The organism is Nonomuraea sp. NPDC050227, from assembly GCF_044459705.1.
Lineage (GTDB): Bacteria > Actinomycetota > Actinomycetes > Streptosporangiales > Streptosporangiaceae > Nonomuraea.
In genome coordinates this window covers 20536-35906 of the sequence record NZ_JBITJF010000020.1, presented here as the reverse complement: position 1 = coordinate 35906, position 15371 = coordinate 20536, and the positions used below count along the sequence as shown (strand labels likewise).

Annotated in this window: 13 protein-coding genes; all 13 read left to right on the top strand. The window is 68.0% G+C overall.

Annotated features, from left to right (window positions below; genetic code table 11):
* Window positions 1-277 precede the first annotated feature (277 nt).
* The 13 genes from ACIBK9_RS50405 to ACIBK9_RS50345 all read left to right on the top strand — a co-directional run bounded on the left by ACIBK9_RS50405 (window position 278) and on the right by ACIBK9_RS50345 (window position 15156).
* Window positions 278-1882, top strand: coding sequence for a hypothetical protein (locus ACIBK9_RS50405; protein ID WP_397166448.1), 1605 nt, complete (start codon window positions 278-280; stop codon window positions 1880-1882).
* A complete protein-coding gene (locus ACIBK9_RS50400; protein ID WP_397166447.1) occupies window positions 1879-2397 on the top strand; it encodes a hypothetical protein in 519 nt (172 codons plus the stop codon). The genes ACIBK9_RS50405 and ACIBK9_RS50400 overlap by 4 nt, the downstream gene beginning before the upstream one ends.
* A 10-nt stretch (window positions 2398-2407) precedes the next feature.
* Window positions 2408-3085, top strand: coding sequence for a VWA domain-containing protein (locus ACIBK9_RS50395; protein ID WP_397166445.1), 678 nt, complete (start codon window positions 2408-2410; stop codon window positions 3083-3085).
* Between the two features lie 17 nt (window positions 3086-3102).
* Window positions 3103-3960 carry a protein phosphatase 2C domain-containing protein gene (locus ACIBK9_RS50390; RefSeq protein ID WP_397166444.1) on the top strand — a complete coding sequence of 286 codons (858 nt, stop codon included), beginning with the start codon at window positions 3103-3105 and terminating at the stop codon, window positions 3958-3960.
* 1 nt (window position 3961) lies between these two features.
* Window positions 3962-5383, top strand: coding sequence for a hypothetical protein (locus tag ACIBK9_RS50385; protein WP_397166442.1), 1422 nt, complete (start codon window positions 3962-3964; stop codon window positions 5381-5383).
* Window positions 5380-6723, top strand: coding sequence for a BREX system ATP-binding protein BrxD (gene brxD, locus ACIBK9_RS50380; protein WP_397166440.1), 1344 nt, complete (start codon window positions 5380-5382; stop codon window positions 6721-6723). The genes ACIBK9_RS50385 and brxD overlap by 4 nt, the downstream gene beginning before the upstream one ends.
* 2 nt (window positions 6724-6725) lie before the next feature.
* Complete coding sequence (locus tag ACIBK9_RS50375; protein WP_397166439.1) at window positions 6726-8795, top strand: DEAD/DEAH box helicase; 2070 nt, start codon at window positions 6726-6728, stop codon at window positions 8793-8795.
* A gap of 228 nt (window positions 8796-9023) precedes the next feature.
* Window positions 9024-10667, top strand: a complete 1644-nt coding sequence (locus ACIBK9_RS50370; RefSeq protein WP_397166438.1) for a chitobiase/beta-hexosaminidase C-terminal domain-containing protein — start codon at window positions 9024-9026, stop codon at window positions 10665-10667.
* Between the two features lie 352 nt (window positions 10668-11019).
* Window positions 11020-11292 (top strand): hypothetical protein, encoded by a 273-nt coding sequence (locus tag ACIBK9_RS50365; RefSeq protein ID WP_397166437.1) that lies wholly within the window; start codon window positions 11020-11022, stop codon window positions 11290-11292.
* A 64-nt stretch (window positions 11293-11356) separates the two neighbouring features.
* Complete coding sequence (locus ACIBK9_RS50360; RefSeq protein ID WP_387665574.1) at window positions 11357-11800, top strand: hypothetical protein; 444 nt, start codon at window positions 11357-11359, stop codon at window positions 11798-11800.
* A 51-nt stretch (window positions 11801-11851) separates the two neighbouring features.
* Complete coding sequence (locus tag ACIBK9_RS50355; protein ID WP_397166435.1) at window positions 11852-12982, top strand: histidine kinase; 1131 nt, start codon at window positions 11852-11854, stop codon at window positions 12980-12982.
* A gap of 5 nt (window positions 12983-12987) precedes the next feature.
* Window positions 12988-13674, top strand: a complete 687-nt coding sequence (locus ACIBK9_RS50350) for a response regulator (RefSeq protein WP_397166433.1) — start codon at window positions 12988-12990, stop codon at window positions 13672-13674.
* A 36-nt stretch (window positions 13675-13710) separates the two neighbouring features.
* A complete protein-coding gene (locus ACIBK9_RS50345; protein WP_397166431.1) occupies window positions 13711-15156 on the top strand; it encodes a hypothetical protein in 1446 nt (481 codons plus the stop codon).
* Window positions 15157-15371 lie beyond the last annotated feature (215 nt).

Below are 15371 nucleotides of genomic sequence, written 5' to 3'. Positions count from 1 at the left end.
CACCGTACACGGATTGCCATGGCTTGGGTATAGGTTGTCTGTAAACTAAGTCAACGGATATGCTGCAGATGGCTGCGGGCCTGGTCAAGAGCTATTCGCCGGCCTGAAGTGCGGGTGTCATTCTTGCTCGGACGTTTGATGCCTTGTCCCATAATGACACCTGCCTGCTCATCTATTACGCTACACACTTCTGTCTCGTTGGTCATGACGGGTGTCATTCGCTGGATCGATCCACTGGCCTTCTTGTCATTTGTGGACACCGTTCCGTCAAGGAAGGATGCGGCTGTTCGTGATGAATCACGCGCTCAATGTGGAGCTCCAGATGCTTGCCGCAGAGCCGTTCTTGAAGGCACGCGCCGACCAACTTCGCTCTCTGGCCGGTGCCGTCGAGGTGCCGGCCGAGGGGGAGCGCTGGTGCGAGGTGGACCTGTTCGCCGCCTTCCCGCCCGAGGAGACGGTCCGGTCGGTGTCCCTGCGGTCGCGGTGGACGGGCCTGCTGAACGTCTTGGACCTTTTGCAGCCTGTCCTGGTTTTCCTGCCTATCGGGATCACGTGGCTCGGACTCCAGCGCGCCACCACTGCTTATGGGGAAGCCATCGAACAAGGTGGAGCTGAGGTTGCCCGCCGCCCCTTTCTGGAGATGTGGCAGCAGGGTTTCGGTGGGCGTTTGTCCGGTATTTGGCAATTCGACAGCGTTGCGCGGGCCACGCTGATGGCGATAATCCTTCTCATCGCTGTCACGGTTCTTGAGCGGCTCTTACGGCGCGGGCAGGAGAACCGCGTAGAGGTGCAGGCCGAGGAGCTTCGTCGCAGATTGCGGGCCGCGCTGACCGAGGCGACCCTGACCCTCGGGCAGGTCCGGCTCGCGAGCCCCGCCCGCTTCCAGGCGGAACTCACCAAGAGCGCCATCGAGATCAGCGAGGTAGGGGCGACCTTGCGGCGGCTGCAAGAGCAGGGGGTGCGATCGCTGGAAGTATCCCTGGAGAGCACCAGACAGGCGATGGAGAGCCTGATGGAGGCTACGGCCGACATCCAGGCGGCGACCTGGAAGCTCGATGAGCACATGACGTCCGTGACCACCGCCACCGCAGATCTCACGCAAACTGTCGATCGAACGACATACGCGATCGACAGGGTGGGTGAGAAGGCGGAAACGGCGATGGACCAGGTCGGGGACCGTCTTGGTGTCCTGGTGGCCGACTCGACGGACAGGGTTCGGGCTGCGATGGAGGAGGCCACCACCCGGGCGGGCTCGGCTGTTCATGACACCACGAGGGAACTGGACGGCCATGTCGAGGAGCTGACCGAACGCGTCCGTGAGCTGGCCGCGGTCAGCAACGGCATCTCCGCCGCGCTGGACGGGGTGCATCGCGCCGTGGCGGATGTCACCACCATGACACAAACGACGATGAACCAGGTCGGGGAGCAGATCATGGGTGCGCTCAACGACACGACCAGTGCTTTCACCCGCACCTTTGGCGACACCGGCGAGGAGGTGCGTCACGCGCTGCAAGGCTGGGCCGACACGGTCGGGGATCACGCGTCCCGCATCGAGATCGCCTCCGACGCCTCGGGCAGGACAGTGCGACTCCTGGAGGAACTGCGCGAACTGCCGGCCACCCTCACCGAGACGATCGAGAAGATCCCCGCTTCGATCCGCGGTGTCACCAGCGTCGAACTGGACAACTTGCGTAGCGCCGTCGGACAGCTCCCGCTGGCGGTCTCGATGACCGTGGCCGAGATCACGCCCGTGATCAGGAAGGCGACGGAAGCCGAGCTCATCGATCTGAGCCAGGCCATCGGTCGCCTGCAGGACGCCGTGGATCACGTCGGTGTGGTCATCGCCGCGAGCGCGGTCCGCGACGGAAGGGACCCGACATGAAGCCCCGCCGCGGATCGATGTCTCTGATCGCGCTGGCCGGTTGGCTCTTCGCGGACCTGTTACTCGGCCTGACCATCATCATGCTCGGAGCACAGGCGGCCTCCCCGGCCTCCCCTCAACCGTCGCCGGGGCCGGCGGCCTCGCCTGCCAAGTCCCCGAGTTCGTCACGCTGCGCCGTACGCGTCGCCGGGGTGGGGTCGAAACCGACGAAGATCTCGTTCCGGGTCGAGACCTCGGCGACAGAAAGGGAACTGCTCACGCAGGTGAAGACAGCGCTTCGGGCCCATAAACGTCGGCTGGCCGGGCGGCACGCAGGCATGGTCCTCACCTTCGGGGCGAATGGTGCCGCAGGTGATGGCGTTCAGCTGGCCGGCCGGGTGAACGAGGCGGTTCGGCGAGCCTATCCCGGGATCTTCGCGGCCGCTGCGACCCGGAACTTCCATGACCTCGCAGCTCCGAGCGGGTCGATCTCCATGGAGATCTACTTCGTGACGGAAGGCTGCGCCGACAAGTGATGAGGATGAGATGAGCGAGCAGGTACTGCCCTTCTACCTGGTCTGTGACGAGTCAGCGTCCATGCATGGTGAACCGCTCGACGCGATCAACAGTGAGTTACCCAAGATCCACCAGGAGATCGCCAGCAACCCGATCGTCGCCGACAAGGCCCGGTTCTCCATCATCGGGTTCAGTGATACCGCGGAGGTCCTGCTGCCCCTGACCGACCTGGGTGACGTCGATCACCTGCCGATGTTGTCCTCCCGCGGGCTCACTTCGTACAGTGCGGCGTTCTCGCTTCTGAGGGAGACCATCACCGCGGACATCGCAGAGCTTAAGCAGGCCGGGCACACGCCGTTCCGTCCGACCGTCTTCTTCCTCACCGATGGACAGCCGAACGACTGGGGTTGGGAAGACGACTACGACAAGCTCGTCTCTCCGGGGTTCTCCGCCCGCCCGCACATTCTGGCCTTCGGCTTCGGCGACGTCGAACAGCAGACGCTCACCCGCATCGCCACCTTCAGGGCGTTCGTCGCCCAAGCCGGCGTGTCGCCCGCGCAGGCCCTCACCGAGTTCGCCCGGCAACTGACCAAGTCGATCGTCCGTTCGGCGACTCTTTCGGCTTCCAACCCCGCTAACGCCCCGCAGTTGGTGCTGCCCAACGACAACGTCCCAGGGTTCACCGTGTTGGCCGCCGACCCGGTCTGACCTGGAGAGACTCACACGTGGACAAGGTGATGACGCCGCGCTTCCAGGAGCCACTGATCATTGGCAGGACTCCTCGCCTGCAATCCGCGCCCGGCCCGCTGATCACATCGAACCGGACGGGCCCCGACACCGAGATCGACGGCGCCGATCTGGACGGCCTCGTCATCCGCGGCGCGTCGGTACGGGGTGACTACCATCGCTACGACGGAGTGCCCAGGCAGGATGCCATGCTGATCAGGAAGCTCGGGGAGTCCCATGTCCTGCTGGCGGTGGCCGATGGGCTCGGAAGCCGGGACATGTCGCATTTCGGTGCGTCCGAGGCATGCCGGGCCGCATTCGAGGACTTTCCGGCAAGCCTGCTGGACGGCTATGAAACGCGTTCCGATCCGGTGGCCTATTTCACCGGGATCGCGGAGTCGATGACGTACATGGCCAGGAATGAAGGCATCGCGGTGGCAGAGATGGCCACCACGCTGACCGTTGCGGTGATCGACATCCAGGCGCGGAGAGGTGCCCGCCTCTGCCACATCATGCGCGTCGGCGACAGTACGGCGATGCAGCTGCATCGTGGGGTGTGGACCTCGTGCTTTCCCGAGGACAACAACCAGACTCTGGCCTCCTCGGCCACGTACGCGCTGCCGGATGACGCGGCACGCGTGGAGGTGACCACGTGTGTTCTCATCCCCGGGGACACACTGCTGTTCTGCACGGATGGGCTGACCAAGCCCATGGCCGGTCAGGCGGTGAGGGAGCAACTGGCCACGTGGTGGGAACAGGGAGCGCCACCGTCGCTGCCGGAGTTCCTGTGGCAGCTCAGCTTCCGGGTCAGGACCCATGACGATGACCGCACCGCCATCTGCGTCTGGGGTCTCTGAGGTGGCCTTCGTCCCGCATCCGCTGGATCGCCCACGCTCCTCGCTCCAGCTTGAACGCGAGCCGCTGAACGACGGCGGTCAGGGTGTGGTCACCCGTCTGATCGGCCCGCAGGACGTGGTCTACAAGGAGTACCTGAAGTCGGCCGGAACCGTGAACGGCCAGGTGCTGGCGGATCTGGTCGAATTCGGTGCGGGGCTGCCCCGCGATGACCAGAAGCGGCTGTTCGCCTTCTGTGCCTGGCCGACCGCACGAATCATCGAAGGCGACAGGGCAGTGGGCTTTCTCATGCCCGAGGTTCCCGACGACTTCCACGACCTCATCCAGGGGCGGCCGCGCCTGGTGGAGCTGCAGTTCCTGCTGTTCCCGCAGAAGCGTGCCTGGCAGGAGCTGCGCTTGCCGGGGATCGAAGGGCGGATCCAGCTGGCGCGGAGATTCGCCGAACTGGTCGATTTCCTGCACGGACACCAGTACGTCATCGGTGACGTCTCCGCGCGGAACCTGCTCTGGTCCGTCCAGGAGCCGCATAAGGTCCACATTCTGGACTGCGACGGATTCCGCCGTCTCGGCGCGGAATCGGTGCTGAAGCAGGCGCACAGCCCCGACTGGGAGGATCCCCTCGAGTCGTCAACAGGTCCGGACCTCGATACAGATCGATACAAGCTCGCGCTGCTGATCGGCAGAATCTTGGCCAGGAATGCCTATGTGCGGCCCGGTGGCGAACTGCCGCTTCTTCCCGGGCTGCCGGACGACCTCGCGGGGCGGGTTCGGTCCATGTTCGTGCGAGCTGCGGGCTCGGCCGGTACCAGGCCGTCTGCCCGCGAATGGGTGCACGTCATCGAAGGGCGTGAGTGGATCGCCGTGTCGCGGCCGCCGGTCCGGCCCCGGCATGTTCCGGCCGGCAGTCTGCCACAGAAGCAGCGTGCCAGTCAGCCCACCCTGCCGCGAATCACAGGGAGAAGGCCTTTCCCAGACCCGCCGCCAGTCGTGGAGCGCAAGTGGATTCCGGTCTCACCGCCTGGCGCCACCGCCCGGCCGGTTCCTCAGGCAAGGATCCCACAGCCGAGCAACACGATGCCCGTCTCAGCGCCTGTCCAGATTCCAGGTTCCGGGCCTGGGCTCGGCCGGAAGGTCGTCGCTTCGGCCACATACGCCGATCAGCGGACAGGCATCGTTGCGAAGATCACCGACGAGCAGGTCGCGCTGCTGCTCGATGGCCTTGGACAGGCCGGCGGCGCCATGTCCGTCAACCAGGCGGCCCGGCTGATCGCCGAGCCTGAGGACCGTATGCGGCTGCTGATCGGGGAGGCCAGGAAGCTCCTCGACGTCGACGGCATCTCCGTACTGATGCTCAAGGACGGTGACAAGATGCTCGACCTGAACATGGCGCTGCTCGCGGAGCAGTTTTTGGAGGACGGGGAATGACGGCGACCAGGAAGGTCAGCCGTGCCAAACGGCGCGAGATCATCGCTGCCCTTGGCCGGGGGACCGTCCCGCGGCTCGGTCTCGATCTGTTCGCGGTGGGCATGGACCGGTTCGAGAAGGGGCTTGACGAGGAACTTGCCGCCGTCACGACTGGCGGAAGCGGTTTCAAGGCCGTGCGCGGCGAATACGGCTCGGGAAAGACCTTCTTCGCGCGCTGGCTCGCCGAACGGGCCAAGCGCATGCGGATGGCGACCAGCGAGATTCAGATCTCCGACACCGAAACGCCGTTGTTCAAGACGGAGACGGTCTACCGCAGGCTCATCGGCGCGCTGTCCACCGCGAGCAGCCGGCACAGTGCCTTCAGAGAGGTCATCGATTCCTGGCTGCTGTCGCTCGAAGACGTCGTGCTGGCCACCGGCGACGTGGACAAGCACGACCGGGCGGGCATGGCCGATGCGGTCGACAAACTCATCGAGCGCAGGCTCGCCGAGGTTTCGAAAACCGCGCCGGCCTTCGCCGCAGCCCTGCGGGGCTATCGCCAGGCGAGGCTCACAGGGGAGCACGACATCGCAGACGGTCTGCTGGCCTGGGCCGGTGGCGAGCCGAACGTCGCGGCACCAATCCGCCGCTACGCCAACATCCGCGGCAATATCGACTCCACCAGCGCGCTCGACTTCCTGCGTGGTCTGCTGGTCGTGCTGCGCGATTGCGGATATCCGGGGCTGCTTGTCGTCCTTGACGAGATCGAGACGCTGCAACGGATGCGCTCGGATTCACGGGAGAAGAGCCTCAACACGCTGCGACAGCTCATCGACGAAATCGACAAGGGCAGGTTTCCCGGCCTGTACCTGGTCATCACCGGAACCCCCGCCTTCTACGACGGATTCAAGGGCGTGCAACAGAGTGCGCCGCTGGCACAGCGACTGGCCGTGGACTTCAGCGGCGATCCGCGCTTCGATGCCACCCGTGCTCCGCAGATCCGGCTCACAGGGCTGGATCAGGGCAGGCTCGTCATGCTCGGCTGCGCCGTACGGGATCTGTACGCACAAGGTGCCTCGGAGGAAGGGAGGATCAGGAGGTTGGTCGACGACGCCTACGTCGAGGAACTGGCACTCGCCGTGGCGGGTCGGCTCGGCGGGCAGATCGGCACCTCGCCACGGGTCTTCCTGCGCAAGCTTGTCACCGACGTGCTCTACAAGGTAGACGAACACCCCGATTTCGACCCGCATCGGGACTACCGGCTCACCGTACAGGACACGGAATTGACCGACGAGGAACGTAACGCGGCACGAGGAGGACGTCGGCTCCGATCCGCCGACGACGTCGAGCTCGACTTCTGAGCATGCACCCGACGCTGGCGTACCACGTTGCCAACACGCTGGGCTGGTCCCAGCTCCGTCCACTGCAGATGGCGGCGGGCGAAGCGATCCAGCGCGGCGACGACACGCTCCTGCTCGCTCCGACCGCAGGAGGCAAGACTGAGGCGGCGACCTTCCCGCTCCTGACCCTCATGGAAGAGCAGCGCTGGAGCGGCCTGACGGTTCTCTACATCTGTCCGCTGAAGGCCCTGCTGAACAACCTGCGGCCCCGGATCGAGCGCTACGCCGCCTGGCTGGGCCGCGACGTGGCCGTATGGCACGGTGACATCTCAGCCTCTCGAAAGCAGTCGATACTCAGAAACCCGCCGGACATCCTGCTGACCACTCCTGAGTCCCTGGAAGCGATGCTCATCTCGACCAAGGTCGACCAGCGGCGTCTGACGCAGGACTTGCGGGTTGTGGTGGTCGATGAGGTCCACGCCTTTGCCAGAGACGACCGGGGCTGGCATCTGCTGGCGGTACTGGAACGCCTGCACAGGCTCGCCGGCCGGCCGCTCCAACGAGTCGGCCTCTCAGCCACCGTCGGCAATCCGCAGGAACTGCTCTCGTGGTTGCAAGGATCCGGCGTGGGACGCCACGCGCAGGTCGTCAGTCCCAAGGAGGACCAGTCGACCGCTCAGCCGGACCTCGAACTGGATCACGTCGGGACGATCGCGAACGCGGCGAAGCTCATTGCGGCGCTGCACCACGGCGAGAAACGGCTGATCTTCTGCGACTCCCGGCAGATGGTGGAGGAGCTCGGCGCCCTGCTTCGTGAGCACGGGGTGACGACCTTCCTCTCGCATGCCTCCCTCTCGGCGCAGGAGCGGCATCGGTCGGAAGAGGCGTTCGAACAGGCGCGTGACTGTGTCATCGTCTCCACCTCGACTCTCGAGCTGGGCGTAGACGTAGGTGACCTGGATCGTGTCATCCAGATCAACGCGCCATGGTCGGTCGCCTCGTTCCTGCAACGCCTCGGCCGTACAGGCCGTCGCTCGAACACGCCACGCAACTGCCTGCTGCTCGCACTCGGTCATGACGACCTGCTCAGCGCGGCGGGGCTGCTGCAACTGTGGGGTACGGGCTACGTGGAGCCGATACAGCCGCCGCCGCAACCGCGTCACATCGTCGCTCAGCAACTCCTGGCGCTCGCCCTTCAAGAGGGAAGGATCGGGGACCAGCTGTGGCCGGACTGGTGGAACGGACTCGAACCGTTCAGAGATGCACAGCCGATCCTGGACTTCCTCATCTCCGCAGGCTTCCTCGAGCGGCACGGAGGCATGTTGTTCGTTGGTACCCGCGCCGAGCAGCGCTTCGGCCGTCAGCACTTCAGAGACCTCGTCGCAGTCTTCACCGCACCGCCGGAATTCACCGTGCTGAACAGGAACACGGAGATCGGCAGAATGGACCCGAGTCTGCTGACCGCGCCCTCGAACGGGCCACGGCTGCTGTTGCTGGCCGGCCGTACCTGGCAGGTCGACTGGGTCGACTGGAAGCGGCGCCGCTGCTTCGTTGACCCGGTCGAAGGACTTGGGGGTGAAGCCCGCTGGTCTTCTTCCGCCTTCGGCGGGACCTCCTTCCGCCTGGCACGGGCGATGCGCGACGTCGTCCTCGGCGCAGACCCGCCGGTACGCCTCACGCAGCGAGCAAGAAGAGGGTTGGAGAAGGTCAGAGAGGAGTATGGGGATCTGGTCCACGCAGATGGAACCGTCGTGCTCCGAGAGGAAGGAGACCTGCGTTGGTGGACGTGGGCCGGGCACCGGGCGAATGCGACCTTGAGCGCGACGCTCGGCCCGCTCTGCGATCCCGCCCAACGCACCGATGCTCTCAGTCTCCGGCTTCGCAACGATCTGGACGCTCAGGCCTGGCGTAAGGCCGTGTCTCAACTTTCGGTGTGTCTCCCCGAGATCGATCAGAAGGCGCTGAACGGGCTGAAGTTCAGTGCGGCACTGCCAGTCGATCTTGCACTCGCCACATTGCAGTCTCGCATGGCCGACGTCGTCTCCGCCGCGCAGATACTGGGGGAATCGGCTCGGTTCTTGGTGCGAAAGTAGCGAACTCGCGGCCGTCGTCCTGGCGAGCGGCTGCGCCGATACCGGCTGTTGGACACCTCCACCTCTGGGCCCTTGGTGGGCGGTGTGTTCACTTCTTACCTTGCAGGTCGCGCGAACTTCATGCAGGTCGCCGGTTCTGTACATCTCGGTGCTCCAGGTTCAAGTCGTTCACTTTTGAAGTACGTGTCGCGGCGCCCAGCGCGCCGCGACAAGATCGGGGAGCACCACATGCGACATGCCGACTTCACCGTCCGCCGAGAACCGGCCGCCTGGCGCCACATCGCAGCCGTCTCGGTCGGCATCGGTCTGGGGCTCTTCCCGCTGGCACAGAGCGCGTCGGCCGCCCCGGGCGGGACGCCGCAGGCCCCGGCCTTCAGTGTCGACGGCGGTCGTTACGAGCAGGCGGTGTCCGTCGAGCTGCGGGCCAGGCAGGGCGAGACGATCCGGTACACCACCGACGGCAGCATTCCCACGAAGAGCAGCCCGACCTTCGCCGGCAAGCCCATCCGCATCACCGAGGACACGAATCTGACGGCACGCGCCTTCAAGGGCAACCAGCCCGGCGCCGTCAAGTCCGAGGGGTACCTCATTCGCGAGGGGGAGCAGCCGATCGCCCGCATGGTGATCGTCTCTGACGTTCACATCGGCGACTACGAAGCCGACCGCCACCGCTGGTCGTCCTACTTCGACACCATCGCGTCGGTTCTGGGCACCCCGGACGCCATCCTCTCCAACGGCGACATGATCAACGACAACTGGGACGGCCGCGGCAAGGACCACCAGTTGACCGCCCGCATCTTCAAGGAGAACCTCGCGCGCAAGGGCATGAACGCCACCCAGGTGTTCATGTCGTACGGAAACCACGACGCGACCCTGGCCGAGCTCCGTGCGGGCTACCCCAAGGAGTGGTTCCCCGACTCCGGCGACGGGTACTACCGCACGGACATCAAGGGCATTCCGCTGATCACGGTCAACACCGAGAACTACTCCGCGGCCCAGGCCGCCTGGCTGCGTGACCAACTCGGGCAGATCTCCGCGGACCCCGCCTACCGCGACCTGCCGATCATCGTCCAGGGGCACCGGCCGGCTCCGGGCACCGTGATGGACGGCCAGCAGACCAGCAACCCGCGCCTCACCGAGGATCTGTCGAAGTTCCCGCGCGCCGTCTACTTCTCGGGCCATTCGCACCTGAACGTGAACGACCCGCGCTCGATCCACCAGAAGAACTTCACCGCGGTCAACGACGGCAGCTCGTCCTACATCGAGATCGACCACGGGTACCAGATGCTCGACGCGGAAGGGCAGCTGGCCAACCGCTTCGAGACCCCCACCGCCCAGGGGCTGGCCGTCGAGGTCTACCGGGGTCGTACCGTCGTCAACCGCGTCAACCTCAACGCCGACCTCCACGACATCTACACCGGCGGGAAGTGGTCGGCGAACTGGAAGCCCCCGTTCCAGAGCGACGGGACGCTGGCCGGCAGGTCCTGGGAGATCAGGACGGCCGGCGCCGACGCCCAGGTCGTGCAGAACTTCACCTACACCGACGCCAACCGCAACCGCACGGCCCCGGCCTGGACGTCCCCGCGCCCGCTGACGGCCCAGACCGGCAAGGACGGCCGGCTCGCGCTGCGCATCGAACAGGCCCAGGACGACGAGCTGGTGTACCACTACAAGGTGCGCGTCACCCGCGCCGACAACGGCGCCGAGGTGCTCACCACCAAGGTCGCCAACCGCTTCGACGTGGTGCCCGCCGCCGCCTCCATGGACATTCCGGTCCCGGTCCAGCGCGACGGCGCCAGGTACCGCGCGGAGGTCGTCGCGGTCGACGCGCAGGGCAACCAGTCGCCTGTCGCCGCGGACGTGCTGAAGTAGCACCTTGCCCCGTCATCGGCCGGACCCGGTCGATGACGGGGCCTCCTTGGAAAGCCTGATGCCCCGCCGCTCCGGCGCGGGCGTCTCCATCGCCCGGCGCAGGTAACGGGGACCCAGGTCCGGCGGATTCCCCATCGTGGGTTTCTAGCCGCACCACCGCGCCCGGCCGTGACGTGGTCATGCACGACGTCGTCAGCCTGGTCCCGGCGCAGCCGAGCGACGTCGTGCAGCAGTTGCAGAGGGCCGCCGGACGCCGGCCGTACTGGCCGTTCGCCCTGGCCGCCCTGCTCCTCGCGGGGCTGGTGACCGCGACGAGGCCGCCCGGCGCGGTCACCAGCACCTCCAGGTCGCCATGGAGCACGCGCGCTTCATCGAAGCAGGCCCGGTGCCCCGCGACGGCACGGTCGTGGACTCCACCTGGCGCTACGTCAACGTCAACGGCGGACCCGACCGCCGGTTCAACAACAACGCCCGCCTGCCCGTCCTGCTGTACGGCAGGCTGCTGCTCCGCAGCCACAGCGGTCTAAACCTCGTCTGGGACGCCTCCCAGGCCCCGCTCGTCCACGCGATGGCGAACGCCCTCCACCGGTGCACCGCCGCCCGTCCGCCCATGTTCCGTCCCTGACGGCCTCCGCCGGGCCATCCGGACACAGGAGAGCGCCTGAGCTGGAGTGCATAGACTTGTCCTCATGTTCGACGACAAAACGCAGGAGACCCTGCGGCGCCTGCTGGACCTCGCCGAACACCCCTCCACCCCGGACACCGAGCGGGCGCTGGCATTCGTCCGGATCCGCGCCCTGGTGGCGGTGCCGGCCGACGACACCCGCCGCCGGGCGCCCGTGGCCGGCATGGACGCCCAGCTGCTCACCAAGCTCAAACCGCTGCAGCGACAGGTGGACGAGGACCTGGTCGACGACGTGCACGGCGACCTGCACTCCTTCGGCATCCGCTACCGGCTGGTCTCGGAGGTCGCCGGCGAGCTGGCCCACATCCTCGACCTGCGCTCCCGCCTCGCCCCAGACAAACGACACCGCCACGACGACGGCGTACGCCAGACGGCCGCCAGGCTGACCTACCTCCTGGAGCGCTCCGACGGCTTCCGCACCTCCCGCTGGCGCACCAAGCGCGGCTGACCCGCCCGACCCGGTTTCCGCATGCCGGCAGCGACACCCTCGGAGGAGCGGATGACCAGCGTGGAGCGCGCCGGCGGGGTTCTGACGCTCTGGACCGCCAGGCTCTCCGGTCGTAGGGGCGACGTCGCGATCGCGGCGGTCACCACCGCGGCCACCCTCGGTCCGCTGCTGGTGCCGAGTCCGAAGGCGTGGTGGATCATCACCCTGGGCGCGCTCGCCTCCGCGCCCGTCTACTGGCGCAGGCGCGCGCCCATGGCCGTGGCGCTGCTCGTCGGCGCCGCGATGACCGTCATGGTCTTATGGGAGAAGCCGTTCCTTCCGTTCGGGCCCCTGGTCGCCGTGTACACCATCGCCGACCTCAGTCCCACGTGGAAGCGCCTGGCCGCGATCCCGGCGATCGCCGTCATCGTCGGCTTCTCCCTGGCGCTGCCCGGGGAGGACAGCGAGATCTTCCGCCTGATCGGCACCGCCTTCGTGGCCGCCTACGCGCTGGGCACCAGCGCCCGCGCGAACCGGTCACGTACCGCGGAACTGGCCGAACGGGCCCGTCGCCGCGAACAGCAGCACATCGCCGCGGTGGCGGAGGAACGGGCGCGGATCGCTCGTGACATGCACGACATCATCACGCACGCCGTCGGGCTGATGGTCGTCCAGGCCGAGGCCGGTCCCGTGGTCGTACGGAGCGACGCGCCCAGGGCCGAGGCCGTCTTCGACGCGATCGCCGACACCGGCAGGGGAGCGCTCACCGAGCTGCGCGGCCTGCTCACCGCGCTGCGCGCGTCGGACGGCCCGGCGGGGGAGGACCCCGGGCCCGCCCAGCCGAGCCTGGACGGACTCGCCTCACTGGCCGGACGCAGCGGCCTGGACGTGGTCATGACCGTGGAGGGCGAGCGGCGGCGGACATCGGGCAGCCTGGAAGCCGCCGTCTACCGGATCGTCCAGGAAGCCCTGACCAACGTGCGCAAACACGCCGGGGTGCGCAACGTACGGCTGCACCTGCGCTGGACCGCGCGGGAACTGGTGGTCGAGATCGCCGACGACGGCGGTGGGCCACGTCGCGACGGCGGCGGCTACGGCCTGATCGGCATGCAGGAACGGGCGACCGCGTACGGCGGGACGCTCACCGCGGGACCGGGACAGGACGGGGGATTCCTCGTCAGAGCCGTCCTTCCGCTTGAATAGCGCGCATGCTGCGCGTGCTCATCGCCGACGACCAGGATCTCTTCCGCGCCGGGTTCGGCCTGATCCTCGGTGCTCAGCCGGACATGCTGGTGGTGGGCGAGGCAGCGGACGGCGACGAGGCGATCGCGCTGGCGGGGCGGCTGCGTCCGGACGTGGTCCTGATGGACGTGCGGATGCCGGGCAGGAACGGCATCGAGGCCACCAGGGAGATCTGCGCGACCACCACCGCCAAGGTGCTCGTCCTGACCATGTTCGACCTGGACGAGTACGTCTACGACGCCGTCCGCGCGGGCGCCAGCGGCTTCCTGCTCAAGGACATCCGCCGCGACGAGCTGGCGCACGCGGTGCGCACCGTGGCCGCCGGTGAGGCGTTGCTGGCCCCCGCCGCCACCCGCAGGCTGCTGGAGGACCTGGTCAGAAGGCCGGCTCACGGCCCGATGCCGCGGCTGGCGGGACGGCTGGCGGCGCTCACCGAGCGGGAGCGCGAAACGCTGCGACTGGTCGCCCGCGGACTGTCCAACGCCGAGATCGCCGCCGCGCTCGTGGTCACCGAGCACACGGTCAAGACGCACGTCAGCCGCATCCTGACCAAGCTGGATTTGCGGGACCGGGTGCAGGCGGCGGTGTTCGCCTACGAATGCGGCCTCGTGGTCGCCGGTGAGAGTGACATCGGAGATCACACTCACGACTGACGCGCCACCAGGGCGGCCGCGAGCAGCATCGTCGCCATGAAACGTGTCCTGATCGCGCTCGCCGCGGCCCTCGCCTCGGCCGTCCTGCTGCACTTCGGCACCGGCCCGCACCCCGTGGCCTGGCTGACGTGGCTCGCCCCCTTGCCCGTGCTGCTCGCCGCCCCCCGCGTGGGGGCAGGCTCGGCCTTCGCGGCGGGCGCCCTCGCCTGGCTCGCCGGGCAGCTGCAGTGGTGGCCGTACTTCACCGGGACGCTTGAGACGCCCGTCCCGGTGGCGGCCGGCCTGCTCGCCGGGCCGGCGCTGCTGTACGGCCTCGGCGTGCTGCTGCACCGTTCGCTGCTGGCCAGGCGGCGGACGCTGTCGGCCGTGCTCGCCGTACCGGCGTCGTGGGTCGGCGTCGAATACCTGATGGCGCTGGCCGGACCGCACGGCGCCTGGTGGAGCCTGGCCTATACGCAGGCCGACGTGTTACCCGTCCTGCAGACGGCCTCCGTCGCCGGCGTCTGGGGGATCACCTTCCTGCTCCTGCTCGTGCCCGCCGCCGTGGCCGCGCTTCTCGCGCCGGGCGCGACCCGCCGGCTCTCCGTCGCGGTGACCGCGGGCGCGATGGTGGCGCTGGCCCTGGCGTACGGCTTCGCGCGGCTCGGCACCGGCCAGGACGGCGGGCAGCACCGCGAGGTCGCGCTGATCTCCACCGACGACCCGAGCGACACCGTGGCACTGGACTCCCCGCAGGGGCGCGACCTGCTCCGGCGCTACCGCCGGGCCGTCGACGCGGCCGCCGCCCGCGGCGCCGAGATCGCGGTGCTACCGGAGAAGACGTTCGACGCGGCCACCGCCCGCCTGCCGCTGGCCAGGCCGGGAGTGACGGTCGTCGCCGGCGTCGCGCTCGGCGCCGGCGCCACGCGGACCAACAGCGCGCTGGCCTACCCGTCCGGGGCCCGCTACGACAAACACCACATGATTCCCGGGCTGGAGTCGGAGTTCACGCCCGGACGCGCGCTGACCCTGCTCGGCCCGACCACGACGGGCCTGATCGTCTGCAAGGACCTGGACTTCCCCTGGCTGGTACGGCAGTACCGCCAGGCCGGCGCGACGACGCTGCTCGCCCCCGCCTGGGACTTCGACGACGACGCCTGGCTGCACAGCCGCATGGCGGTGGTCCGCGGGGTGGAGAGCGGGTTGTCGGTGGCGCGCGCGGCCCGCCAGGGCCTGCTCACGGTGAGCGACACCCGGGGACGGGTGCTGGCCGAAGGCCGCAGCGGCAGGCCCGGCGTGACCACGGTGTTCGCGGCGGTGCCGCAGCAGGGCGCCTCGACCGTCTATGCCGGCCTGGGCGACTGGGCGGCCTGGTGCTCGGTCGCGATGCTGCTCATCGCCCTCGCCGGGCTCCGCATCGGCCGCTCCGCTGCCCGTACGGTCCGGCCGGCTACGGGTGGGCCGGCTCCCGGTGAGCCAGTCCGGGCGGCCACGGGTATCTGACCTTGAAGATGGACAGGAAGATCAGGATCTCGACGCCGCGCACGCCCGGGATCGTGCGCATCCGGCCGGTCACCAGCCGGTGGAGGTGCTCCTCTAGGTCCGCGTCGTCGGCCGCTCCCGCATGTCGGACGTGCTCGCCCGCACCGCCACGCTGCCCGCCATGCGCCCCGGCGACCTGCTGGCCTTCTGCTTCACCGGCGCCTACAACGACGCGA

Excerpts from the sequence above, each read along its gene's own strand:
- ACIBK9_RS50405 (WP_397166448.1), top strand. The coding sequence starts at position 278 with ATGCGGCTGTTCGTGATGAATCACGCGCTCAATGTGGAGCTCCAGATG.
- ACIBK9_RS50400 (WP_397166447.1), top strand. The coding sequence starts at position 1,879 with ATGAAGCCCCGCCGCGGATCGATGTCTCTGATCGCGCTGGCCGGTTGG.
- ACIBK9_RS50395 (WP_397166445.1), top strand. The coding sequence starts at position 2,408 with ATGAGCGAGCAGGTACTGCCCTTCTACCTGGTCTGTGACGAGTCAGCG.
- brxD (WP_397166440.1), top strand. The coding sequence starts at position 5,380 with ATGACGGCGACCAGGAAGGTCAGCCGTGCCAAACGGCGCGAGATCATC.
- ACIBK9_RS50375 (WP_397166439.1), top strand. The coding sequence starts at position 6,726 with ATGCACCCGACGCTGGCGTACCACGTTGCCAACACGCTGGGCTGGTCC.
- ACIBK9_RS50370 (WP_397166438.1), top strand. The coding sequence starts at position 9,024 with ATGCGACATGCCGACTTCACCGTCCGCCGAGAACCGGCCGCCTGGCGC.
- ACIBK9_RS50365 (WP_397166437.1), top strand. The coding sequence starts at position 11,020 with ATGGAGCACGCGCGCTTCATCGAAGCAGGCCCGGTGCCCCGCGACGGC.
- ACIBK9_RS50360 (WP_387665574.1), top strand. The coding sequence starts at position 11,357 with ATGTTCGACGACAAAACGCAGGAGACCCTGCGGCGCCTGCTGGACCTC.
- ACIBK9_RS50355 (WP_397166435.1), top strand. The coding sequence starts at position 11,852 with ATGACCAGCGTGGAGCGCGCCGGCGGGGTTCTGACGCTCTGGACCGCC.
- ACIBK9_RS50350 (WP_397166433.1), top strand. The coding sequence starts at position 12,988 with ATGCTGCGCGTGCTCATCGCCGACGACCAGGATCTCTTCCGCGCCGGG.
- ACIBK9_RS50345 (WP_397166431.1), top strand. The coding sequence starts at position 13,711 with ATGAAACGTGTCCTGATCGCGCTCGCCGCGGCCCTCGCCTCGGCCGTC.